The sequence below is a fragment of the Kitasatospora sp. NPDC022856 genome (assembly GCF_055561235.1).
The window spans coordinates 91,022-111,689 of record NZ_JBVHHE010000008.1; the positions used below are offsets into that span (position 1 = coordinate 91,022).

Below are 20,668 nucleotides of genomic sequence, written 5' to 3' on the forward strand. Positions count from 1 at the left end.
TGAGTGAGTTGGCCCCGACCGGCCCCGCTCAGCCGGACTTCTCCCAGACGTACGCGGCCGAGACCGGGTGGCTGCGGTACTTCTCCCACTTGGGCTTCAGGGCGATCCACGCGTCGTCGACCACCGCCTCGGCCATCTCGGCCAGCCGCCAGCCGGCCGCCAGGCCGGCGCTCAGGTGGTCGGAGACCAGGTGGACGTGGGTGGTGATGGCGACGTCGGCACCGGCGGCGCTCGTGAAGTGGGTCGGCATGCCGGCCGCCATGATGAAGTACGGGTGCAGGCCGACCAGGACGCAGCGCCCGCCCGGGCGGGCCAGCCGGAAGGCCTCCCGGTAGAGCGGGCCGAGGTCGGCCAGGTGCTCGTCGATCAGCGAGGAGATCACCAGGTCGTAGCCGCCGCCGGGAAGTCCGGTGGCGGCGACGTCGGCCTCGGTCAGGGTGTCGTGGACGGCCTTGCCCTTGGCGACCGCCAGCATCTCGGGGGTGAGGTCCACGCCGTCCAGGACCAGGCCGTCGGCGGCCTTCCCGCGCAGCCAGGCGCCGGTGCGGCCGGTGCCGCAGCCGAGGTCGGCCGCGCGGGTCACCTCCGCCCAGTCGGGGGTCGCGAGCCGCTCCAGCACCGCGAGGTCCATGGCGTCCTCGACCGTTCTCTCGTACGTCTCCACCCACTGGGCGTAGCCCGTACGGACGTCCACGGTCGGGTAGTTGCGGGTGTCGAAGTCGGAGAAGCGCACCATGGCGCGAGTATCTCCGCCCGGGGCGAACGACCGCGAACGATTTTCCGCACCCGGCCCGCGCGCCCCGCTCCGCGCACCCCCCTTCGCGCGCCCCGTGCCCGCGGCCCGCCCGCCCCGTGCGCCCCCGCCCGCCCCGTGCGTTCAGAGGGACAGCTTGAACCCGTCGTGGCTGCGCGCGAAGCCGAGCGAGGCGTAGAAGCGGTGCGCCTCGGTGCGGCGCTTGTGGCTGGTGAGCTGGACCAGCGTGCAGCCGCGCCCGCGCGCCCGCTCGACGGCCCGGGTCAGCAGGTCCCGCCCGAGGCCGCCGCCCCGGCGGTCCGCGCGCACCCGGACGGCCTCGATCAGGGCGCGCTCCTCGCCGCGTCGGCCGAGACCGGGGATGTAGGTGAGCTGGAGGCAGCCGAGCACCGTCCCGTCGCCCTCGTCGAGCACCAGCAACTCGTTGCGGGCGTCCATGTCCACCGCGGCGAACGCGCGGGCGTAGGCTTCGTCGACCTGCACGGTGGCGGGGTCGGTCACCCCGTCCTCGTCGGTGAGCAGCGCGATGACGGCGGGCAGGTCCTGGCGGGTCGCGGTTCGGAGGATCACGCCCGGAGTCTGCCAGAGCGGACGGCGGCGACGACCCTGGGAGGGGCATGCGCATAGTCACGCTTCCGGAGACCGCCGTGCCGGACGAACTCAAGCTCCAGGTGGCCGGGTTGCAGGAGCAGGCCTGGCCAGGGCCGCCGGCGCCGTCCACCGCTCCGGTGCACGACCCGGCGCTGCGCCCGGTGTCGATGCTGCTGCTGGACGGCGGCCGGGTGGTCGCCGCGCTCGACGTGCTCTCCAAGCGGCTGGAGCACGCCGGGCGGACGTACGCGGCGTGCGGGCTGAGCGCCGTGGTCACCGACCGGGTGGAGCGCGGCCGCGGGTACGGGCGCCGGCTGGTCGCGGCCGCCCGCGCCCTCGTCGAGGAGGGCGGCGCGGACCTCGGGCTCTTCACCTGCGACCGGGTGCTCCGGCACTTCTACGAAGGGGCCGGCTGGGAGTTGCTGCCGGGCGCGGTGCTGGTCGGCGGGACGCCCGAACTGCCGTTCCCCAGCGACCGGGAGGGCTTCGACAAGGTGACCATGGCGGGCTTCTTCACGGAGCGCGCCCGCCGGCACCGGGCGGACTTCCCGGGCAGCCGGATCGCCCTCCATCCGGGTGAGATCGACCGGCTCTGGTAGCGGAGCGGACGGAGCGGACGGAGCGTCAGATCGTGCGGTCGGGGCGGGAGTCCCGCAGGCGGGAGCGGACGGCGGCGAGGTCCGCCGGGTCGACGCCGGCGGCCAGCAGGTAGCCGGCCGGGTCGAAGCCGTCCAGGGTGGCGTGGAGGGCGGCCTCGGCGGTGGTGCCGGCCTCGGCGAGCACCGTGTCGATCCGGCGGTACTGGTCCGGCAGGCCGAGCATGCCGTACAGCGGGCGGACGTTGGCCGCGCTGAGCAGGTAGTCGGCGACGATCTCGGACGGCTCGACGCCCGCGAGGGCGAGCAGCAGCAGGGCGGCGAGGCCGGTGCGGTCACGACCGGCGCCGCAGTGCACGACCAGCCCGCCGGGCCGGGCGCCCGCCACGGTGGCGACCAGTTCGGCGGCGGCGCGCGGGCAGTGGTCGAGGTAGGGGCGGAGGGCGAGCGGGGTGCCGTCCAGTCGTCCGTACCGCTCCCACCAGGCGGGGCCGGCGAGTTCGTCCAGTGGGACGCGGACCAGCTGGACGTCCTCGGGGAGCGGGAGGAGCGGGCGGTACTCCTCGATGTTGCGCAGGTCGACGACGGTGCGTATGCCGTGGTCGAGCAGGGTGTCCCAGCCCTCGGCGGTGAGGCGGTCGAGGTTGTCGGCCCGGACGATCGCGCGGTGGGCGGTGCGGGTGCCGTCGCCGGTGCGCAGGCCGCCGAGGTCGCGGACGTTGAGGCAACCGTCCCAGTCGAGCGTGCGGTCCTCGGTGGTGGTCAGCGCGTGCGTCCGGCTCATCAGGATCCCCGTTCCTCGCCGGGGGTCCGTTACCCCCTCGTTATATGGACTCCGGAGCCGTCCCGATGGTTCCTCTGCCGTGCGGCAGGCCGTCGGGGGCGGGCGGGGTGGAGCGGGTCGGACGGGTGGTGCGGGTGCGGTGAATCAGGGAGGTCAACGTGTTTGCGGTGCGCGGCGGTTGGTGGTTCAGAGGCCGGTCGGCTCGGCGGCCTCGGCGCGGACCAGCTTCTCCATCGGGTCGGCGGCACGGTGGCCGAGCACCGAGCCGGCCGCGATCGCGCCGATCAGGAAGGCGGTGGACAGCCAGGCCATGGTCGAGACCGGCAGGGTGAAGGCGCCGACCACCCGGGCCACGCACTCGGTCAGCAGGGCGGTGCCCCAGATGCCGGAGAAGAGCCGCTCGTAGCGGCGGAAGGAGCGCGAGCGGGCCGCCCGGCCGTCGGCCAGCCGCTGCCAGGCGGCGGAGCGGGCCCGGTCGCCCTTGGTCAGGAAGGGCATCAGCATCGGCGACATCATCGGCCGGCCGAGGAAGACGGAGACCAGGATCGCCAGTGCGAGGGAGCCGCTGAGCGCGCCGTCCTTGGCGAGCATCAGCCGCGCGTCGCCGGTCACGGTGGTGAGCGCCAGACCGATCACGTTCACGCCGAGCATCATCGAGGCCCACAGGTTGACCTTCCGCTCGCGGACCAGGCCGACGACCGTCCGGACCGCCGGGACGGCGCCGCTCCAGGCGAGGGCGGCGAACTGGCTCATCCCGAACGCGGAGTGCAGCAGGTAGTAGCCGGCCAGCGGGGTCACGACGTCCAGCGCGAGCGGGCGGAGCGTGGCGGCCAGCGGGTTCGGGGCCTTGGCGGCGGTGGTCCCGGCGGTGGTGGCGGTGGCGGTGGTGGCGGTCTGGCTCATGGTGGGCTCTCCCCTGACTGGTGCTCGGCCTGCGGGCCGGTGCCCGCGTCGTGCCTCCAGTCTCCCGAGCCGACCCTGCGTCAGAGCAGTGTCGTCCGTTGCGGGATCCGCATGACAGTTGTCACGACGCGCACCATGACAGCGCCGTTGACCTGCGCGTTCAGCCGGTGGGCGGGCGATGTGCCAGAGCGGTCGGCCGAGGGTGTCCACGCAGCGCACCGCGCGGAAGCGCTCGTCCCCCGGACCACGCGACCGCGTCCGCCCCGGTCCACGCGCCGGTCAGGACGAGCTCCTCGTCGACCAGCTCGGCGCGCCGGATCCGCGCCACCGAGGCGGCCGGCAGGACGGCGTTGACCTGCTTCAGCCCGGGCGGTGTCCAGAGACAGGTCTCGCCGGTGCCGGTGCGGTCCCGCTCGGCCCGGCGCCGCAGCTCGGGCAGGCCGTAGTGGTCGACGGCGGCGATCGAGTCGTCCAGCGCGACCCGCCGGCGCGGTCCCTTCCGCACCTCCCACCAGACGTCCTCGCCGACCGGCAGCACCTAGCCGATCCGGGCCCGCCAGGTCTCGATGCCGGTCTCCGCCGGGACGTGCCGGAGGGCAGGGGCGGCGTAGACGGTGGCCCGCGAGCGGGGGGAGCGGGAGCGCGGGAGCACGTCGTGGAGGGCCGGGCGGGTCGGACGGGCGGCGCGAATGGCGCATGATGTGGCGGGTGCAGAGTGCAGAGCGCCCCGGAGCGGGCACCGACAACCCCGTCGGCCGGTCCGGACCGGCACCGGTGTCCGGCGGCCCCCCGCCCGGCCCGCCGTCCACCGCGTCCGCGGGGCCGCCCGCGGTCCCGCCCGCCGGGCCGGGCACCGCCGTCGACCTGTCCGAGGCCGTGCGGGCGGCGCAGGACGGGGACGAGGAGGCGTTCCGGCTGCTGTTCCGGAGCGTCCAGCCGGGCCTGCTCCGCTACCTCCGGGTGCTCGTCGGCGGCCGGCCCGAGGACGCGCAGGACGCCGAGGACATCGCCTCCGAGGCCTGGCTGCAGATCGCCCGCGACCTGCGGACCTTCTCCGGCGACGGGGACGGGTTCCGCGGCTGGGCCGCCACCATCGCCCGCAACCGCGCGCTGGACCACCTGCGCGCCCGCCGTCGCCGCCCGGTCGCCGACCTGCCCTTCGAGTACCTGGCCGAGCTGGCCGCCGGGGACGACACAGCGGGGGCGGCGCTGGCCGCCGTCGGCACGGCGGACGCGCTGGCCCTGATCTCCCGGCTGCCGCGCGACCAGGCCGAGGCGGTGCTGCTGCGGGTGGTGATGGAGCTGGACGCGGAGAGCGCCGCCCGGGTGCTCGGCAAGAAGTCCGGCAGCGTCCGGATGGCCGCGCACCGGGGGCTGAAGCGGCTGGCCAAGCTGCTGGAGCAGCCCCTCGCGGCGGGTGTGGGAATTCCGGCGCACCGGCCGGCGACCGGGCCGTCCGGGCAGCCGGCCCGGCCAACGGCAGGGCCGGCCGGACCGGCCGGGGCGGGGGGTGCCGGAAGAGGCGTCGGACAGAGCGCGGAGGACGGCAGGAAAAGAGTTCCTCCGCAGGGTGTGACAGAACGCAGGGCCGCGACGCTGAAGGACATGAGATGAGCACCAACCGATCCCGTCGGATCGACCGTGACACGGCCGAGCAGTTGCTCGGCGGTGCCGTGGGCGGCCCGTCGGCCGGGCAGGACGCCTCGCTCACCGGACCGGATGCCAGTACCGGGCGTACGGGGGTTGCCCACGTGTTGGCCGCCGCCGCCGCCCCAGCGGTGGCGGATGAGCTGGCCGGTGAGGAGGCCGCCCTGGCCGCGTTCCGGGAGGCCCGTCTCGCGCCCGTCCCCGCTGTTCCCGCTCCATCCGCACCCGTCCGGAGACGATCGATGGCAACCGCCGCGCTGGCCAGGGCCTTCAGCACGAAGGCTGTTGCCGTCGTGCTCGGAGCCACTGCGCTCGGCGGTGTGGCGGTCGCGGCCGGGACGGGCAACCTTCCGTCAGCGCTCGGCGGCGGTTCCGAGGAGCCGAGGCCTTCGCTGCTGGCGCCCGCCACGGCCTCCTCCGCCCCGGTCGCCTCGTCCGCCGCGGGCAGCGGTTCGTCCACGCGCCGGCCCTCCACCGGGCCGTCCACCACCGGACCGTCCACCGTCGGGCCGTCCGCCGGGGCGTCCACCGCCGGTCCGTCCACCGGTGCGGCGAAGCCGCCGTCGCCGGGCGTCTCGCCCTCGGCCTCCACGGAGACCAGGGGCCAGCAGGCCAGGGCCGCGCTGGTGGCGCTCTGCCAGGGCTACACCGACCGGAAGGGCAAGGGCGGGCACCCACGCCCGCTGGTCACGGATCCGCAGTTCGCCGCGCTGGTCGCGGCGGCCGGCGGTCCGGACAAGGTGGACGAGTACTGCGGGGAGGTCCTGCGGCACAAGGACGACGACGACCGTCAGGCCGTCCCGTCCCCGTCCCGCCCCGGCAGCACCGACGGCGGCGGCACCGACGGCGGAAGGAAGGACGACGGCAAGACCGCCGACGGGAAGAACGGCTCCGGTGGCGGCGGGAGCGGGCCCGGCCCGCTGCCGACCGCGGTGCCGACGCTCCCCGGCGTCCTGCCGAAGCCCGACCGCTCCGGGCAGTCCGCCGACTCCCCTCCCGGGAGGTAACCCCAGAACTCCGGATGGGCGGCGAGCGAAACCCCCCGGGCCCGTCGCTCATCCGGACCGCTCCACCGCAGGACCGCTCCAACCTCACCACCCGCAGACTCCGGGTGGCCGGTCGGCTCCCCCGTGCCAACCGTCCACCCGGCCGGCTCCGGCCGGACCGGACGGCGCACCCCGGACGCGCCGCCGGCCCGGCCAGGGCCGCACCCCACGGCCCGCCCGCCCCGCAGTCGGGCGGGCCGCAGGGCGCACCCAGCGCACCTGCACTCCGCGAGACCAGACCTGGACCCGACCGTGACCGTCACCTTGTACGACCACGAGCCGGCGGCCGGGGAACCGCTGCCCGGTTCCCCGGCCGCCACCCCTTCCCGGCAGGCCGCCGAGACCACCGCCGCCCCGGTGTTCGTGGACTCCTCCGGCCGCCGCCAGCGGCGGGTCCGCCGACTCGGTCTGCTGCTCGCCGTGCCGGCCGCCGGCTACCTGGTGCTGCTCGCCAGCACGGTGCTCGGCGGCCCCACCGTCAGCGCGCCCTTCCTGCCGCTGCCGGCCCCGCCGAGTGTCGCCCCGCCCGCGCCGGCCGACGAACCGTCGTCCCCGGTGCCGACGATCACCGGCACGGCCGGGCCGGACAGTGTGCAGCCCGCTGCGGCGCGGCCCACGGAGACCGACCACCGGACCACCGCCCCGGTCGCGGCCACCACCACCGCACGACCGTCCGCCCCGGCAGCCGCTCCCACACCGTCGCCCGTGCCCGCCACTCCGAGCGGCAACGGGAACGGCAACGGCGGAGTCACCGCCTCCGCCGCCCCCGGGCACGGCCGGCCCACCGACGCGCCGGGCAACTCCGGCAACGGCGGCGGCAAGCCCGGGAAGGCCTCCCCGACGCCCTGACCCCGGCCGTCCGTCCCCGGCCGTCCGTCCCCGGCCGTCCGTCCCCGGCCCCGTCCCCGTCCCCGCTCCGTCCCGGCGCCGACCGCCCTGCCCCGGCGCCGAACCGCCCTGCCTGGGCCATGTCCCGTACCCACACCCAGGCCCACTCGGCCCGCACCCGGCCCTTTCGAGGCCCGGCCTCCCGAAAGCGCCCTCACGTGAGCACCTCCCGCCGCAAAGCCGCCCGCCCCGGGCCCGTCGCCGCCGCGCCCGGCCGCCGCGGCCGGCGCGGCGTCGTCCGCCAGGGCCCGCTGCGCACCCACTGGCTGCTGCTGACCGCCCTGCTGCTCACCCTGGCCGCCACCCTGCTGATCCAGGGCTACACGCAGCACCTCTACGACGCCCGCCCCGACCAGGCCGCCCGCCCGGTCGGCGCGGCCACCGTTCCCCAGCAGGTCCGCACCGGCGGCCCGGTGATCGACGCGGCCGGCCCGCAACCCCGTAGCGGCGGGCCCGCGCCCGGCACCGTCGCGCTCACCTTCGACGACGGCCCCGACCCGCGCTGGACCCCGGAGGTCCTGGACACCCTGCGCCGCAACGGCGTGCACGCCACCTTCTTCGTGGTCGGGACCCAGGCCGCCGCGCACCCCGACCTGGTTCGCCGGATCGTCGCCGAGGGCCACCAGCTCGGCGTGCACACCTTCACCCACACCGACCTCGGCGCGCAGTCCGAGTGGCGCCGCTCGCTGGAGCTGCGCGAGAGCCAGCTGACCCTGGCCGGCGCCGCCGGGGTGACCAGCTCGCTGCTGCGCCCGCCGTACTCGTCCACCGCCGAGGCGCTGGACGATCCGGGCTGGGCCGCGGTCCAGCAGGCCGGGCGTGAGGGCTACCTCTCCGTGCTCACCACCCTGGACAGCGAGGACTGGCGCCGCCCGGGCGTGGACGACATCGTCGACGCGGCCACTGCCGGGCCCGGCACCGAGGGACAGATCGTGCTGATGCACGACGGCGGCGGCAACCGCTGGCAGACCGTCGCCGCACTGGACTCCCTGCTGCCCCGGCTCAAGGCACGGGGCCTGCGTTTCACCACCATCAGCGAGTCGGTCGGCCTGCCCGACCCGGTCCACCCGGCTTCCGGGGCCGAGCACTGGCAGGGCCTCGCCCTGATCTGGCTCCTGCGGACCGGCGACTGGACGCTCGCCGTGCTGGGCTGGCTGCTCTACGCGGCGGGCGCGGTCAGCGTGCTGCGGGCGATCGCCGTCCTGGTCGCCGCCCGCCGGCACAAGAAGCTCCGCCGCCGCCGGCCCTGGGGCCCGCCGGTCACCGAGCCGGTCAGCGTGATCGTGCCCGCCTACAACGAGTCGGCGGGCATCGAGGCGGCCGTCCGCTCGCTGCTCGCCTCCGACCACCCCGTCGAGATCATCGTGGTCGACGACGGCTCCACCGACGGCACGGCCGATCTGGTGGAGTCGCTCCGGCTGCCCCACGTCCGGGTGATCCGGCAGGAGAACGCGGGCAAGCCGGCCGCGCTCAACACCGGTATCGCCGCCGCCCGGGCCGAGCTGCTGGTGATGGTCGACGGCGACACCGTCTTCGAGCCGGACGCGGTCCGGATGCTGGTGCAGCCCTTCGGCGACCCGTCGGTGGGTGCCGTCTCCGGGAACGCCAAGGTGGTCAACCGGGGCGGTCTGCTCGGCCGCTGGCAGCACATCGAGTACGTGGTCGGCTTCAACCTGGACCGTCGGCTCTTCGACCTCGCCGAGTGCATGCCCACCGTCCCCGGCGCGGTCGGTGCGTTCCGCCGTTCGGCGGTGCTGGACGTCGGCGGCGTCGGCGACGAGACCCTGGCCGAGGACACCGACCTCACCATGGCGCTCTGCCGGGACGGCTGGCGGGTGGTCTACGAGGAGCGGGCCAAGGCCTGGACCGAGGCTCCGGCCTCGCTGGGCGCCCTGTGGCGGCAGCGTTACCGCTGGTGCTACGGCACCCTGCAGGCGATGTGGAAGCACCGGGGCGCGCTGCGCCAGGGCGGACAGGCGGGCAAGCTGGGCCGGCGCGGCCTCGGCTACCTGCTGGTGTTCCAGGTGCTGCTGCCGCTGCTCGCCCCGGTGGTGGACGTCTTCGCGCTGTACGGGCTGGTCTTCCTCGACCCGGTACGGATCGTCGGCCTCTGGCTCGCGTTCCTGCTGGTCCAGCTGCTGATGGGCGTCTACGCCTTCCGGTTGGACCGGGAGCGGCTCGGTCCGCTCTGGAGCCTGCCGTTGCAGCAGTTCGTCTACCGGCAGCTGATGTACCTGGTGGTGATCCAGTCGGTCTTCACCGCGTTGGCGGGCTCCCGGCTGCGCTGGCAGCGGATGCAGCGGTACGGCAGCCTGCGGGTGCCGGTCCGGGAGGCCGCGCGTCACGACGCCCCGGCGTACGGCGACGCCCCGGTGTACGGCGACGCCCCGGGCCACCAGCCTTCCGGGTACCAGGCCCCCGGGTACGACGCCCCCGGGTACGACGCCCCGGGCTACGGGAGCCCGATGCACGCTCCGCCCGGGCACGTTGGCGCCGGGGGCTATCGTGCACACGTGCACGAGGCGGTCCGGGGCCCCGGGCAGGGCACGTGAGGGGAGCGGTTCCAGGTGATCGGACGGGCGCTTAACGGACGGTACGAACTCGTCGAGATACTCGGCGTCGGCGGGATGGCCACCGTCTGGCGGGGCGTGGACCACGTGCTGGGCCGTCAGGTGGCCGTCAAGGTCCTCAACGGAGGCCTCGCCGACGACCCGCGCTTCGCCGAGCGGTTCAGCCGCGAGGCGCAGCACGCGGCGATGCTGGTGCACCCGCGGATCGTCATGGTCTTCGACTCCGGCGTGGACCAAGGCTCGCCGTACATCGTCATGGAGCTGGTGCACGGCCTCTCGCTGACCACCCTGCTCGCCCAGCAGCCCGGGCTCCCGGTGGAACGCGCGGTCGGCATCGCGGCGGCGGTGTGCGAGGCGCTGGAGGTCGCGCACGGCGCGGGCCTGGTGCACCGGGACATCAAGCCCGGCAACATCATGATCACCAACGACGGCGGGGTGAAGGTCGTCGACTTCGGCATCGCCCGGGCCGGGTCGTCCAGCAACCTCACCCAGGCGGCGATGGTGCTCGGCACGGCCGCCTACCTGTCGCCCGAGCAGGCCACCGCCGCCGAGCTGGACGGGCGCACCGACCTGTACGCGGTCGGCTGCGTGCTGACCGAGATGCTCACCGGCGCACCGCCGTTCACCGCCGAGACGCCGGTGGCGATCGCGTTCAAGCACGTCACCGAGCAGCCGCTGCCGCCGTCCGCGCGGCGGGCCGGGGTGCCGCCGGCGCTGGACGCGGCGGTGCTGCGCCTGCTCGCCAAGGACCCGGCCGACCGGCCCGGCACCGGCGCGGCCGCGCGCGCCGAGCTGCTGGCGACGATTCCGGGGCTGGCCTTCTCGGACCCGACCAGTGAGCTGCTCGCCACCGGTGCGGCCGGTCAGGCCACCCAGTTGCTGCCGCCGGTCCCGTTCCGGCCCGCGCCCGCCGCGACCTCGGTGATGGCGCCCGTGCCGGCGATGGCCCCCGTGCCGGACGGCGAGGGGCCCGTCCGGGAGAGCCGCCGCAAGCCGCTGCTGTTCGGCGCGCTGGGCCTGGTGGGGGTCGCGGGCGCCGCGATGCTCGCGATCACCGCCTTCGACGACCCGGCCACGCCCACCGCCGCGCCGCCGCCCAAGCCGACCCGGTCGGTCTCGGCCGCCGCGACGCCCACGCCGACCACGGCCGCGCCCACCACCCCGACGGCGCTCCCGACCCCGTCGGCCACGCCCACCGCCGCCACCACCCCGCCGCGCGGCCAGGCCCCGGCCGTCCAGCTCAACGCCCTTCGCGGGGCGGTGGCGCAGACCCAGATGACCAAGGAGCGCGACCGCCAGCTCGACCTGTTGCACACCCTCGACGACGCCGCCGCGCGCCTCAACCAGGGGAAGGAGGACGACGCCGTGCAGGAGTTGAAGAATGCCCAGAAAACAGTCCGGGACATCGCCAAGAAGCACGCGATCGACGGGCAGACGGCCCAGAACTGGAACTCCCGCCTCAGCACGTTGATCACCTCCCTCAACGCCTCCGCCGACCACGACCAGAGCGACTGATCCGGTGACCGGGGAGCCCCGCGTCCGCGCCGTGACCGCCGAAGCCGGTGCCGAAGCCGGCGCCGGTGCTCGATCGAAGATCGTCGAGAAGTAGGCTCGCTTCGCAACACGACGCGAAGGGGAGCTCAGTGGCGCGGGTTGCAGTGATCGGTGGAGGCATCAGCGGGCTGGGGACGGCGCTGATGCTGGGTCGGCGGGGTCACACGGTCACCTTGTACGAACAGGACGCGCGGGAGGCCGGCGCGGACCTGGAGCAGGACTTCTTCGGGTGGGGCAGGCCGCGGGTCCCACAGGCCGTCCAGCCGCACTCGCTGCTCGCACCGGTGCGCACCGTGCTGCGGGCCGAGGCGCCCGACGTCTACGAGGACCTGTTGGCGCGCGGGGCCCGGGAGTTCCACGATTTCGACTGGTTCGACGAGCACCCGCCGCACCGGGACGGTGACGAGGACCTGGTGACCCTGCGCACCCGCCGGATCGTGCTGGAGGCCGCCCTGACCGCGGCCGTGCGGCGGGAGGCCACCGTGGAGGTGCGGCGGGGGCGCAGGGTGAGCGGCCTCGCCGTCGGGGAGGGGCGGCCCGTCCGGGTCACCGGCGTGCGGGTCGGCGCGCGGACTCTCGGGGCGGACCTCGTCGTCGACGCGGCCGGCCGGCGCTCGCCGGTGCCCGCCTGGCTGGTGGAGGCGGGCTGCCGGCCGCCGGTGGTCGAGAGCCATCGCACCGGGATCGCCTACCTGTGCCGCTGGTACCGCCTGCGGGCGGACGGCCCGCGCGACCCGGGGCGAGGGGTCAAGACCGGCTCGGCCGCGTCGTTCGCGCTGGCCGGGGTCTTCCCCTCCGACAACGACACCTTCGCGGTGAACCTGCTGCTCTCCACGGCGGATCCGACCCGGGGCGCGCTCACCGACCCCGAGGTGTTCGAGGCCGTGGCGCGCCGCTTCCCCGCCTGCGCCGCCTGGCTCGACCTGGACGCCGAGCCGCAGTCGGCCGTGCTGGCGATGGCCGGCCTGGACAACCGCTGGACGGCGCTCGCCGACGCGGAGGGACCGGTCGTCACGGGTCTGGTCAACGCGGGGGACAGCCTCATCCACACCAACCCCACCTCGGGCCACGGGGTGTCCCTGGGCCTGCGTGCCGCCCAGTACCTCGCCGGACACGTCGACGAGGTCGTCGCGGACCCCGCCGGCTACCACGCGTGGACGGTGGAGGCCCTCCGCCCGTGGTTCGACGCGCAGGTGGCGTCCGACCGCGCCAACGAGCAGCGGCTCGCCGAGAGCGCGCCGCCCCCGGAGCGGCGGGCGGCGGCCGTGGCCACCTGCGCCTTCGAGGACCCGGTCGTCATGCGGGCCCGCGCCAAGGTGCGGCACCTGGTCTCGCGACCGGACGAGGCCTACACCACCGAGGAGGTGGACCGCCACGTCACCGCCTGGCTGGCCGCCCGCCCCGACTTCGAGCCGGAACACGACGGCCCGACCCGCGACCAGTGGGACGCGCTCATAGCGGGCTGAGCGCGGGGCCGGGCGCCCCGTACGGCTGCCGGTCGGGGTCACGGGCCGAGCGGCACCGGGTTGTCCGGCCCGTCCAGCCACACGGTGTGGCCGGACGGGGTCACCATGAGCCCGAAGCGGTCGAAGCCCGGTCGGCCCTGGTCGCGCCACCACTGCCAGGCCGCTGCCACCTCGTCCCAAAGCCGCCGGGGCCCGGACTGCACGACCTCGTACGCGGCGCGGCCGGGCTCCCAGTCGGCGGTCGCCCACGAGGTGACGGCGGCGTCGTGCAGCCACAGCGTGTACGTGCCGTCGTCGTAGCGCTCGGTCAGCGGGAACACCCCGGGCAGTTGGACGCCGATGGCGAACATCTCCAGCCAGCCGCCGATCGCCTCGGGGGACAGGCCGGTGGTGGACGCGGTGCCGTCCGCGGGCCAGGGGCCGGAGAGGTAGGCCAGGCTGTCCGGCCGGGCGCTCCGCTGCCGGCGCAGCCGCATGAAGGCCGACGAGCCGACGAACCGGCCGCTCGCCGTGCCGTCGGCGGCGGCGGTGAGGCGTACGAGCGCCTCACCGCCGTACTCCGGCCCCCACGGCGCGACGATCACCGCGCCGGGCCGGGCCTGTGCCACCCACGGGTACGGCACCCGGCCGACCGAGCAGGTGGCGATCACCCGGTCGTACGGCGCCGCCTCCGGGTGGCCTTCGGCGCCGTCCCCGACGACGAGGCGCGGGGTGTACCCGGCGCGGCCGAGACGGCGTTCGGCGGCGGCCGCGCTGACCCGGTCCACTTCGACGCTGACGACGTTCCCGGAGCCGACCCGGTGGGCCAGCAGGGCGGCGTTCCACCCGGTGCCGGTGCCGATCTCCAGGATCCGGTGGCCGTCCTCGACGTCCAGGGCGGCGAGCATCGAGAAGACCATGGTGGGCATGGAGTTGGACGACGTGGGCATGGTGCCCACGTCGTCCCCGGTGTGCTCGCCGTCGTCCCACTGGGTGGTGAGCGGCACGTCCGAGTGGACGGCCTCCCACCAGGCCGCCGGGTCGGTGTCCCGGTGGACGGCCCGGCCCTGGCGGACGCCGTCGGCCCGACCGGGCCAGATCGTGTCCGGGACGAAGAGGTGACGGGGAACGGCGTCGTACGACGCCAGCCAGTCCGTGGTGAGCGACCCGTTCGCGATGAGCGCGGAGGCCGGCCGGGCCCGACCGGCGTCCGCTTCGTGCTTCCCGGTCACCGGCTACTTACCGTCCGCCGGGCCCTTGCCGTCCGAGGAGTTCCCACCCTCGGACGACCCGCCACCGCCGTGCTTGTTGCCGCTGTTGGAGTCGTCCTGCTGACCGCCGCCCTTGCCGTCACCGGTCCCGCCGCCGTGCTTGCCGTCGAACGTGGGAATGGCCACCTGCTGCCCCTCCGTCGTCACCTCGGGCCAGGGGGGAGCCCCCGACCCGGCCTGCGTCTTGTTCGCCCCCGTCCCGGTCGCACCGGGACGGGGGCGAACAAGGGGCGTCAATGATCGACGCCAATGACAAGCACGCTAGGTGCACGAAAGCCGCTGGTGGGTGGGTGATTCTCGAATATTCCAGGCACGGTGGCCGAGGTTCGCGCGGATTCCTCAGATGGCTCCGAGGGCCCTGCGGCACCGGGTGATGACCCGGTGGGCGCCCGATTCGTACACGGCTGCGCCAGCCAGGGTCTCCCATACACGCGAGTAGAGAGCTACGTTGTTCGGCTGGTCCAGCCACAGTTCCGCGTGCCAGTCCTCAACGATGACGAGCCGTTCGTCGTAGATCCAGAACCCATTGGCAGGGGGAAGCTTGACCGGAGCTTCGAACGGTATGACACCCAGCGACACCGTATCCAGCCCGATCACACCGCTGAGTCGGTCGAGTTGTGCGGCCATCACGGCTGATGGAGCGACCATGGAGCGCAGCGCGGCCTCCCACATGACGATGCGGAAGTGCTTGCCCGGCCGGTACAGGCTCTCCTGCCGCTGAACCCGGGCCCGTACCGCGTCTTCGACATCACGTGGTGACTGGTGAAGGTCGACGTACGCATTGAACACGTGCCGGGCGTAGTCGGCAGTTTGGAGCATTCCGACGATCATGGAGCTTTCCCAGGCGCGCAAGACCGTCGAGCGCTCGTACTCGACGGTCAGCGTGTCCTGTACCGACCGGTGTCCTGCGGCGAGCTGCCGCCGCCAGGAGCGGGAGTGCGACTCGAAGACCCGTAGTCGAGCGGCCAGCTCCGACGCCACCTGAGGTTGGCCGATGCCTTCGGCCCAGGCCTTGAGGTCGTCGTGGGTGGCCGTCTGTCGACCGGTTTCCAGCTTGCTGACCTTGGACTGCGGCCAGCTCAGGCGGTCGGCCAACTGCCGACCCGTGAGACCGCCCTCGGTCCGCAGCTCACGGAGCCGCAGACCTAGGGCGATTCGAGCCTGTTGAAAGTCGGTGCTCACCCGCCGGACGGTACCCCAGCGCTGAACTCGCGGTGCGGAGTGGCGAAGTGCCAGGCGGCGTCCCGGACCTGACAGGCGCGGGCCACCTGCACCGGGTCGGTGATCAGTTCGACGCCGATGAGGTCGTCATCGGCGTCGAAACGCAGCAGGGCGATCACACGGGAGTCGAACAGCCACGTGTCCTCGTTCGGAAGACTCAGGCGGTCGGCATCGGCCCGCCAGAGGTAGCGGATGTCCTCGCCGGCAGCACCGTTCCGTTGGGCGTTGTCGAGGAGGTACCGCTGCCCGGGCGTGGGAGGGCTGTCCATGATCCTCACTCGCTCGAAACGCTTGGCCAGAGCCACCTGTTCGCGGCGCGAACGGCACCAGGGGTCATCCAGGTCCCAGCCGGGCGCCTGTCCGGCGGCGAAACGCCGGTAGGTCTCGGTCTGCTCGTCCGAGCGGTACCGGCGGCGGGTCTCCAGCCGGAAGGCGGTGTGTTGAAAGCTCTCAAACATGCTGTCGAACTCTTCGAAGCTGATCAGCACGGGTTCGCGGTCCACGTCACGCGGAGAGAAGTCGGCGAGCAGCACGCGCGGCACGATCACGAATCCCTCGCCTGGCTTGACGTTGCGGAGTTGGGCCACTTCGTCGGGGTCGGTCACCGTGTTGCCCTGCACCAACACGTCCCCGGTCTCCACGTCTTCGTAGAGTGTCGGGCATCCGTTGTTCCCTGAGTTGCTCCCGATGTACCGCAGTCGTCGACTCACAACATGCTCCCCTCGGTGTTGATCAGGCTGAACCAGGATGCCTGCGAATCGCCCTGCATGGGGCCTTGATTCTCGAATATTCTCCGGGGCAACTGAGATTCCCCTGTCGGACCTGGTGAGAGGTCCCGTATGGTCGATGCGCAGTGATCAACAGCGATGCCTGCAGAACGTCGATCCGACCGATTTCGAAGGGCGGCGGCCCTCGCTCGGTTGAGCGAGGGCCGCCGATTGGGTCAGGTCGTGGGGTCGGTGAGGTGGTCGAACTCGCCGGCCTTGATGCCCTGGAGGAACTTGGCGAACTTGAGGGGGGTGGTGCGGACGATGACGGCGCCCGTGTCGGACTCGCGGAGTTCGACCAGTCCGTCCAGGGCACGCACTTCGACGCATTCATCGTTTGCGCTTGAGTAGCTGGACTTCTGCCACACGGTACTAGCCACGCTTGCTTTCCATTTCCTTCTTGATGGATCGCACGAAGTCTCGGGATTCCTCTTCGGAGAGGGCAGCCGACGCGATCTGGGCGAGCAGGGATCGGAACCTTGCCATGTGGGCCGGGGCATCGAAGAGTCGACAACCAAGACCCGTGTCAGTCTGCGCTCCGTCGAGCTCGGGAATCGGACCCTCGGCGTAGGTGAAGTTGTCACTGGAGCTGGGCATGGCAGCGATGTCGAACGGCACTACTCGCACCGAGATGCTCGGTTGCTCGGAGTCCTCGATGAGGGCGCCGAGCTGTTCGGCAAGGACAATCGGCCCGCTGAACTGCATACGCAGTGCGGCTTCGTGGACGAATGCGGAGTAGGGCACGGCGCCGGATCGGATGGCGCGTTGGCGCTGCATGCGGAAGGCTGTCCGGAGATCGACCTCATGGCGAGGAAGCGGCGGAAAGGTCTGCGCGAAGACGGCGGAGGCGTATGAGCCGGTTTGAAGTAGTCCAGGGATGAACGTCATCGTGTAGGTGGACAGCTTCGTTGCCTGGCTTTCGAACTCCGCGACGTCAAGGAAGTCCGCGGCCAGAGTGCCTCTGTACTCTTCCCACCAACCGACCTTTGCGCGTTCCGTGATCATGTCGGCGAGGGCATCGATCAGTGAATCGTTGATGCACATGCACGTTGCAGCGATGGTGCGCAGCCGGTCCACGCTGATGCCGATCTTCCCGGCCTCCATCTGCGTGACCTGCGCTGGGCTCATTCCGACGGCGCGGCCGAGCTGGCTGCCGCCAAACCCGGCTTGCTCTCGCATCCGTCGCAGCTCTGCGCCCAGGCGTCGCTGGCGGAGCGTGGGGTTCGTGCGTGCAGCCATGACGTCCTTTCGGGCGGGATCGTTCCAAGTTTGCCGCGCCGCTTGCTGGTCGGTCCATCTGGGCAGCGGTCAGGCGGTTGTTAACACGGTAGAGGGAACATCTTGATTCTGGGTAAAAGTTGACCCAGTGATGCGCTACGGTCGTCTCACATCGACCCGATGGATCGTCAGTAACGCCCGTTCCCAGGGCAGTAGGCGCCTGCTGCCCGCGCACCGCAGAGCAGCCGTACGCGGCACTCCCAGTCCCGTCCCGGCCTGGCTCACGGCGACGTATCCGCCGGTTCCACCGCACCCACTTCACTCCGCCTCTCTTCGGAGGTCCCTCATGTGTGCCTTCACCCTGCCCGAACCGCCCGACTGGTCCGCCGCCCGCGAGGAGCTGCGCGAGGCCCTCGACCTCGCCGGCTGGCCCGACGACCTCATCCACGACGCCGAACTCGCCCTCTGCGAGCTCTACATCAACGCCTGGCGCCACGGCGGCAGCCCCGCCCCGCTCGTCGTCGTCCTGCTCCGCGACCACACCCTGCGCGTCTCCGTCGCCGACGACAACCCCCACCTCCCCGAACCCCGCACCCCCGCCGACCCCTACGCCCTCTCCGGCCGGGGCCTGCACCTCGTCCGCTCCCTTACCCACCGCTTCGGCACCGACCCCCGCAAGCACGGCAAACGCGTCTGGTTCGAACTGGACGCCGCCGCGTGAGCACCACCCCCGAACCCGATCCCCCGCACCCCCTCCACGACACCGGAAGGAACCAGCCGTGGGAGTCCTGATCCCCCTCGTCACCGAAGCGATCCACACCGAGCGCACCACCGTCGCCTACCTCACCGTCGAACACGCCTCCGACGCCACCGTCCAGCTCCGCCTCGCCGTCGACCTCGACATCCACACCGGCCCCGGCGAACACCTCGCCCTCCCCCTCACCCACGACCAGGCCCACGACCTCCTCCACGACCTCGCCGCCCACCTCGGCCACCGCGTCCTGCGGATCCGCCGATGAGAACCGGCACCGCCAACTTCCTCGTCGGCGCGGCCCTCCTCACCCTCCTCGCCCTCGCCCTCACCACCGTCGCCCTCGGCGTCCTCACCACCCTCAAGATCAACCACCACCCCCCACCACCGCCCCCACCCATCACCCCCCACGGTCGCTGGGAACTCCGCACCCGCCCCGACGGCACCCACGAATACGCCTGGATCGCCCGCCAGGCCGGCCACTACGGCCCCGAAACCCACCACCGCACCCCCCAGAAGAAACCCGCACACCACGCCACACCGCACTGACCGGACGCCCGTACCGGGGTGATGGGCCATCCGCCCGTCACCCCGGGCGACCCGGCCGGAATTCCCGGTGCCCATCGCCCGTGACCGGGCAGAATCGGGCCCATGTTGACCATCGGATCCATCGTGTTGGGTGTCGCGGACGTGCGGCGGGCCGTCGACTTCTGGACGGAGGCGCTGGGCTACGCGGCCCGCGACGAGGTCGAGGACGACTGGGCCGTCCTGGAACCCGCCGAGGGGCCGGGCGTGCAACTGGCACTCGGCCTCAGCGAATCGCCCCTCCAGGAGCACCCCCGCGTCCACCTCGACCTGTACACGGCGGACGCCGCCGAGCAGGCGGCCGAGATCGAGCGGCTGCTCGCCCTCGGAGCCAGCTCGGTCGACTGGGACAGCTACCCCGAGGACCCGGACTTCGTCGTCCTCGCAGACCCCGACGGCAACCGGTTCTGCGTGATCGACACCACCCACGGCTGACGGCCGGCCGGGCTCCGTCAGTCGCCCTGCTCGTCGTGTTCGTCCTGCTCCACCGCCCGGTGACGGCGGCGGGGGAGGCCGTGCCGGTGCTCCACGCCCTGCGCCCGGGGGATCCGGCTCTCCAATCCGGTGCGGAGCCGCTGCGTCAGTGTCCCGGCGGCGGTCGCGAGGAAGACGAAGTTGTAGACGATCTGCAGGATCACCACCAGCCGGGGCCCCTGCCCGGCCGCCGTGATGTCGCCGTAGCCGACGGTGGCCATCGTGACGACGGTGAAGTAGAGCGCGTCGAGCCGGGTGTGCAGGCCGTCGAACTCGCCCACCGAGGCGGCCAGCACGTAGTACGTGCCCGCGAAGACGTTCATCGACAGGCAGATCAGCACGACCAGCCACAGCCCCGGCCGTCGGCCCGTCCCGCGCAGCAGGTCGAGGACCCGGCCCAGCAGCAGGCCGCTCAGCAGGGTCAGGACACCGGCGAACACGAGCCAGCTGAGGACCGGGCGGCGTTCGCCGAAGTAGCGCAGCGGCAGCGTGAAGTACGCGAGCATCAGCACGGCGAACGAGCCGAGCAGCAGGAACCAGGCCCGCACGTCGACGCGGTGCTCCTGGGCGAGGGGGGTCGGGGTCGCGGACATCCCGCTCAGCCTGTCGCAGTGTCACCGGTCCCGCCCGCCGGGCTGCTCCGAACGGACCGGTCGGCCACGGCGGGGCCCGGACACGACGAAGCCCCCACCGTTGCGGGTGGGGGCTCGGTCGGAGAAACCTCAGGCCGTGGTCGTGGTCCGGGGGGTCTCGGTGGCCTTGGTCACATTGGTCGGCGCGACCACCTGCGGGGCCACGGGCTGCTGCGGCGCGGTCTGCGCCTGCGGAGCAGCGGTGCTCTGCGCCGTACCCGGCGCGGCGGCGGCAGCGGCGTCCGCGGCCGGAGCCTCGTCCTCGCGCAGCGCCTTGGTCTCCGCCTTCAGGATGCGCATCGACTTGCCGAGGCCACGGGCCATCTCCGGCAACTTCTTCGATCCGAACAGCAGGATTACGACAGCCAGCACCACCAGGAGGTGCCAGGGCTCAAGACCGTTCCGCAGCATCCCCGGCCACCGGTCCCTTCTTGTCTAGAGTCACGGGTGGGCAAAGCGCCCGACCTGGCCAGTATGCATGGCCGCGGAGGCGAACGTATACACCGGTCGGGAAACGCTGGTCAAAAACCAGGTGTTGACCAGGCGGATGGCGATTAGTCGCAGGCCCCGTGATGAATTCCGGCCACCGGGTCAATTGCCGTATCCGATGATGAGACCGCAGAACACCGCCGCCACCAGCGCCACCCCGACCGACAGCACCAGCAGGACCCGGGTGCCCGGCAGTGGCGCCCCGGCGCGGATCGCCGCCTCGACCCGGATCCACCGCCGGTACGCGGTGGCACCGAGCACCGCCCCGCCGAGGGCGCAGATCACGGCCAGGGCGATCCGCAGCGGCGCGGGGGCGACGTCGGGGGTCAGCTGGTCGACGGCGATGCCGCCCGCGAGCAGGCCGAGCGCCGTCCGGATCCAGGCCAGGAAGGTCCGCTCGTTGGCCAGCGAGAACCGGTAGTCCGGCTCGCCACCGCCCGGCGACCGCGCGCCGTCCGCCTCCGGCCCCGGCCCCGGCCCCG

General features: G+C 73.2%; 25 protein-coding genes. 11 read left to right on the forward strand and 14 right to left on the reverse strand.

What is annotated here, in order from left to right; genetic code table 11:
- Nucleotides 1-28: 28 nt before the first annotated feature.
- Both ACZ34W_RS12060 and ACZ34W_RS12065 read right to left on the reverse strand, forming a co-directional pair.
- A complete protein-coding gene (locus ACZ34W_RS12060) occupies nucleotides 29-736 on the reverse strand; it encodes a class I SAM-dependent DNA methyltransferase (protein ID WP_329488463.1) in 708 nt (235 codons plus the stop codon).
- A gap of 141 nt (nucleotides 737-877) precedes the next feature.
- Nucleotides 878-1,324 (reverse strand): GNAT family N-acetyltransferase, encoded by a 447-nt coding sequence (locus tag ACZ34W_RS12065; RefSeq protein WP_329488462.1) that lies wholly within the window; start codon nucleotides 1,322-1,324, stop codon nucleotides 878-880.
- Between the two features lie 47 nt (nucleotides 1,325-1,371).
- On the opposite strand from ACZ34W_RS12065, the gene ACZ34W_RS12070 reads away from it, so the two are divergent.
- The gene (locus ACZ34W_RS12070) at nucleotides 1,372-1,944 is read left to right on the forward strand and encodes a GNAT family N-acetyltransferase (protein WP_329488461.1); all 573 of its coding nucleotides are present in this window, start codon (nucleotides 1,372-1,374) and stop codon (nucleotides 1,942-1,944) included.
- A gap of 25 nt (nucleotides 1,945-1,969) precedes the next feature.
- Here the strand turns inward: ACZ34W_RS12070 and ACZ34W_RS12075 are convergent, their stop codons facing one another.
- The 3 genes from ACZ34W_RS12075 to ACZ34W_RS12085 all read right to left on the reverse strand — a co-directional run bounded on the left by ACZ34W_RS12075 (nucleotide 1,970) and on the right by ACZ34W_RS12085 (nucleotide 4,166).
- Nucleotides 1,970-2,725: a tyrosine-protein phosphatase gene (locus tag ACZ34W_RS12075; RefSeq protein WP_465603453.1), complete on the reverse strand. Its 756-nt coding sequence runs from the start codon at nucleotides 2,723-2,725 to the stop codon at nucleotides 1,970-1,972.
- A 186-nt stretch (nucleotides 2,726-2,911) separates the two neighbouring features.
- A complete protein-coding gene (locus tag ACZ34W_RS12080) occupies nucleotides 2,912-3,628 on the reverse strand; it encodes a VC0807 family protein (protein ID WP_465603455.1) in 717 nt (238 codons plus the stop codon).
- Nucleotides 3,629-3,788: 160 nt separating this feature from the next.
- Entirely contained in the window at nucleotides 3,789-4,166 is a 378-nt protein-coding gene (locus ACZ34W_RS12085) for a hypothetical protein (protein WP_465603457.1), read from the reverse strand.
- A gap of 326 nt (nucleotides 4,167-4,492) precedes the next feature.
- On the opposite strand from ACZ34W_RS12085, the gene ACZ34W_RS12090 reads away from it, so the two are divergent.
- The 6 genes from ACZ34W_RS12090 to ACZ34W_RS12115 all read left to right on the forward strand — a co-directional run bounded on the left by ACZ34W_RS12090 (nucleotide 4,493) and on the right by ACZ34W_RS12115 (nucleotide 12,799).
- Nucleotides 4,493-5,242, forward strand: coding sequence for an RNA polymerase sigma factor (locus ACZ34W_RS12090; protein ID WP_465603643.1), 750 nt, complete (start codon nucleotides 4,493-4,495; stop codon nucleotides 5,240-5,242).
- Nucleotides 5,239-6,282 (forward strand): hypothetical protein, encoded by a 1,044-nt coding sequence (locus tag ACZ34W_RS12095; protein WP_465603459.1) that lies wholly within the window; start codon nucleotides 5,239-5,241, stop codon nucleotides 6,280-6,282. The genes ACZ34W_RS12090 and ACZ34W_RS12095 overlap by 4 nt, the downstream gene beginning before the upstream one ends.
- Nucleotides 6,283-6,573: 291 nt before the next feature.
- Nucleotides 6,574-7,170 carry a hypothetical protein gene (locus ACZ34W_RS12100; RefSeq protein WP_465603461.1) on the forward strand — a complete coding sequence of 199 codons (597 nt, stop codon included), beginning with the start codon at nucleotides 6,574-6,576 and terminating at the stop codon, nucleotides 7,168-7,170.
- 197 nt (nucleotides 7,171-7,367) lie between these two features.
- Nucleotides 7,368-9,761, forward strand: a complete 2,394-nt coding sequence (locus tag ACZ34W_RS12105) for a bifunctional polysaccharide deacetylase/glycosyltransferase family 2 protein (RefSeq protein WP_465603463.1) — start codon at nucleotides 7,368-7,370, stop codon at nucleotides 9,759-9,761.
- Nucleotides 9,762-9,776: 15 nt separating this feature from the next.
- Entirely contained in the window at nucleotides 9,777-11,294 is a 1,518-nt protein-coding gene (locus ACZ34W_RS12110; RefSeq protein ID WP_465603465.1) for a protein kinase domain-containing protein, read from the forward strand.
- A 128-nt stretch (nucleotides 11,295-11,422) separates the two neighbouring features.
- A complete protein-coding gene (locus tag ACZ34W_RS12115; RefSeq protein WP_465603467.1) occupies nucleotides 11,423-12,799 on the forward strand; it encodes an FAD-dependent oxidoreductase in 1,377 nt (458 codons plus the stop codon).
- A gap of 38 nt (nucleotides 12,800-12,837) precedes the next feature.
- Here the strand turns inward: ACZ34W_RS12115 and ACZ34W_RS12120 are convergent, their stop codons facing one another.
- From ACZ34W_RS12120 to ACZ34W_RS12145, 6 genes are all read right to left on the reverse strand, one after another.
- Nucleotides 12,838-14,010 (reverse strand): methyltransferase domain-containing protein, encoded by a 1,173-nt coding sequence (locus ACZ34W_RS12120; protein ID WP_465603469.1) that lies wholly within the window; start codon nucleotides 14,008-14,010, stop codon nucleotides 12,838-12,840.
- A 3-nt stretch (nucleotides 14,011-14,013) separates the two neighbouring features.
- Nucleotides 14,014-14,175 carry a hypothetical protein gene (locus ACZ34W_RS12125; protein WP_329488453.1) on the reverse strand — a complete coding sequence of 54 codons (162 nt, stop codon included), beginning with the start codon at nucleotides 14,173-14,175 and terminating at the stop codon, nucleotides 14,014-14,016.
- A gap of 213 nt (nucleotides 14,176-14,388) precedes the next feature.
- A complete protein-coding gene (locus ACZ34W_RS12130; RefSeq protein WP_396485904.1) occupies nucleotides 14,389-15,231 on the reverse strand; it encodes a helix-turn-helix domain-containing protein in 843 nt (280 codons plus the stop codon).
- Nucleotides 15,228-15,911: a DUF6879 family protein gene (locus ACZ34W_RS12135; RefSeq protein WP_465603472.1), complete on the reverse strand. Its 684-nt coding sequence runs from the start codon at nucleotides 15,909-15,911 to the stop codon at nucleotides 15,228-15,230. Before ACZ34W_RS12135 ends, ACZ34W_RS12130 begins: the two co-directional genes overlap by 4 nt.
- A 302-nt stretch (nucleotides 15,912-16,213) precedes the next feature.
- The gene (locus tag ACZ34W_RS12140; protein ID WP_465603474.1) at nucleotides 16,214-16,417 is read right to left on the reverse strand and encodes a DUF397 domain-containing protein; all 204 of its coding nucleotides are present in this window, start codon (nucleotides 16,415-16,417) and stop codon (nucleotides 16,214-16,216) included.
- Nucleotides 16,410-17,276, reverse strand: a complete 867-nt coding sequence (locus ACZ34W_RS12145) for a helix-turn-helix domain-containing protein (protein ID WP_329488448.1) — start codon at nucleotides 17,274-17,276, stop codon at nucleotides 16,410-16,412. Before ACZ34W_RS12145 ends, ACZ34W_RS12140 begins: the two co-directional genes overlap by 8 nt.
- A gap of 325 nt (nucleotides 17,277-17,601) precedes the next feature.
- Here ACZ34W_RS12145 and ACZ34W_RS12150 point away from each other — a divergent pair, with 325 nt between their 5' ends.
- From ACZ34W_RS12150 to ACZ34W_RS12165, 4 genes are all read left to right on the forward strand, one after another.
- Nucleotides 17,602-17,976 (forward strand): ATP-binding protein, encoded by a 375-nt coding sequence (locus ACZ34W_RS12150; RefSeq protein ID WP_359834087.1) that lies wholly within the window; start codon nucleotides 17,602-17,604, stop codon nucleotides 17,974-17,976.
- A 58-nt stretch (nucleotides 17,977-18,034) separates the two neighbouring features.
- A complete protein-coding gene (locus ACZ34W_RS12155) occupies nucleotides 18,035-18,274 on the forward strand; it encodes a hypothetical protein (RefSeq protein ID WP_465603476.1) in 240 nt (79 codons plus the stop codon).
- Nucleotides 18,271-18,555 (forward strand): hypothetical protein, encoded by a 285-nt coding sequence (locus tag ACZ34W_RS12160; protein ID WP_465603650.1) that lies wholly within the window; start codon nucleotides 18,271-18,273, stop codon nucleotides 18,553-18,555. Before ACZ34W_RS12155 ends, ACZ34W_RS12160 begins: the two co-directional genes overlap by 4 nt.
- A gap of 102 nt (nucleotides 18,556-18,657) precedes the next feature.
- Complete coding sequence (locus ACZ34W_RS12165; RefSeq protein WP_465603478.1) at nucleotides 18,658-19,026, forward strand: VOC family protein; 369 nt, start codon at nucleotides 18,658-18,660, stop codon at nucleotides 19,024-19,026.
- A 17-nt stretch (nucleotides 19,027-19,043) separates the two neighbouring features.
- On the opposite strand, the gene ACZ34W_RS12170 is transcribed toward ACZ34W_RS12165, so the two are convergent.
- From ACZ34W_RS12170 to ACZ34W_RS12180, 3 genes are all read right to left on the reverse strand, one after another.
- The gene (locus tag ACZ34W_RS12170) at nucleotides 19,044-19,658 is read right to left on the reverse strand and encodes a potassium channel family protein (RefSeq protein WP_465603480.1); all 615 of its coding nucleotides are present in this window, start codon (nucleotides 19,656-19,658) and stop codon (nucleotides 19,044-19,046) included.
- Between the two features lie 129 nt (nucleotides 19,659-19,787).
- Nucleotides 19,788-20,108 carry a Sec-independent protein translocase subunit TatA gene (tatA, locus tag ACZ34W_RS12175; RefSeq protein ID WP_329488441.1) on the reverse strand — a complete coding sequence of 107 codons (321 nt, stop codon included), beginning with the start codon at nucleotides 20,106-20,108 and terminating at the stop codon, nucleotides 19,788-19,790.
- Nucleotides 20,109-20,288: 180 nt separating this feature from the next.
- The coding region (locus tag ACZ34W_RS12180; protein ID WP_465603483.1) for a YidH family protein at nucleotides 20,289-20,668 on the reverse strand (380 nt) is incomplete at its 5' end.

Excerpts from the sequence above, each read along its gene's own strand:
- ACZ34W_RS12060 (WP_329488463.1), bottom strand. The coding sequence starts at position 736 with ATGGTGCGCTTCTCCGACTTCGACACCCGCAACTACCCGACCGTGGAC.
- ACZ34W_RS12070 (WP_329488461.1), top strand. The coding sequence starts at position 1,372 with ATGCGCATAGTCACGCTTCCGGAGACCGCCGTGCCGGACGAACTCAAG.
- ACZ34W_RS12075 (WP_465603453.1), bottom strand. The coding sequence starts at position 2,725 with ATGAGCCGGACGCACGCGCTGACCACCACCGAGGACCGCACGCTCGAC.
- ACZ34W_RS12080 (WP_465603455.1), bottom strand. The coding sequence starts at position 3,628 with ATGAGCCAGACCGCCACCACCGCCACCGCCACCACCGCCGGGACCACC.
- ACZ34W_RS12095 (WP_465603459.1), top strand. The coding sequence starts at position 5,239 with ATGAGCACCAACCGATCCCGTCGGATCGACCGTGACACGGCCGAGCAG.
- ACZ34W_RS12145 (WP_329488448.1), bottom strand. The coding sequence starts at position 17,276 with ATGGCTGCACGCACGAACCCCACGCTCCGCCAGCGACGCCTGGGCGCA.
- ACZ34W_RS12150 (WP_359834087.1), top strand. The coding sequence starts at position 17,602 with ATGTGTGCCTTCACCCTGCCCGAACCGCCCGACTGGTCCGCCGCCCGC.
- ACZ34W_RS12160 (WP_465603650.1), top strand. The coding sequence starts at position 18,271 with ATGAGAACCGGCACCGCCAACTTCCTCGTCGGCGCGGCCCTCCTCACC.
- ACZ34W_RS12165 (WP_465603478.1), top strand. The coding sequence starts at position 18,658 with ATGTTGACCATCGGATCCATCGTGTTGGGTGTCGCGGACGTGCGGCGG.
- ACZ34W_RS12170 (WP_465603480.1), bottom strand. The coding sequence starts at position 19,658 with ATGTCCGCGACCCCGACCCCCCTCGCCCAGGAGCACCGCGTCGACGTG.
- tatA (WP_329488441.1), bottom strand. The coding sequence starts at position 20,108 with ATGCTGCGGAACGGTCTTGAGCCCTGGCACCTCCTGGTGGTGCTGGCT.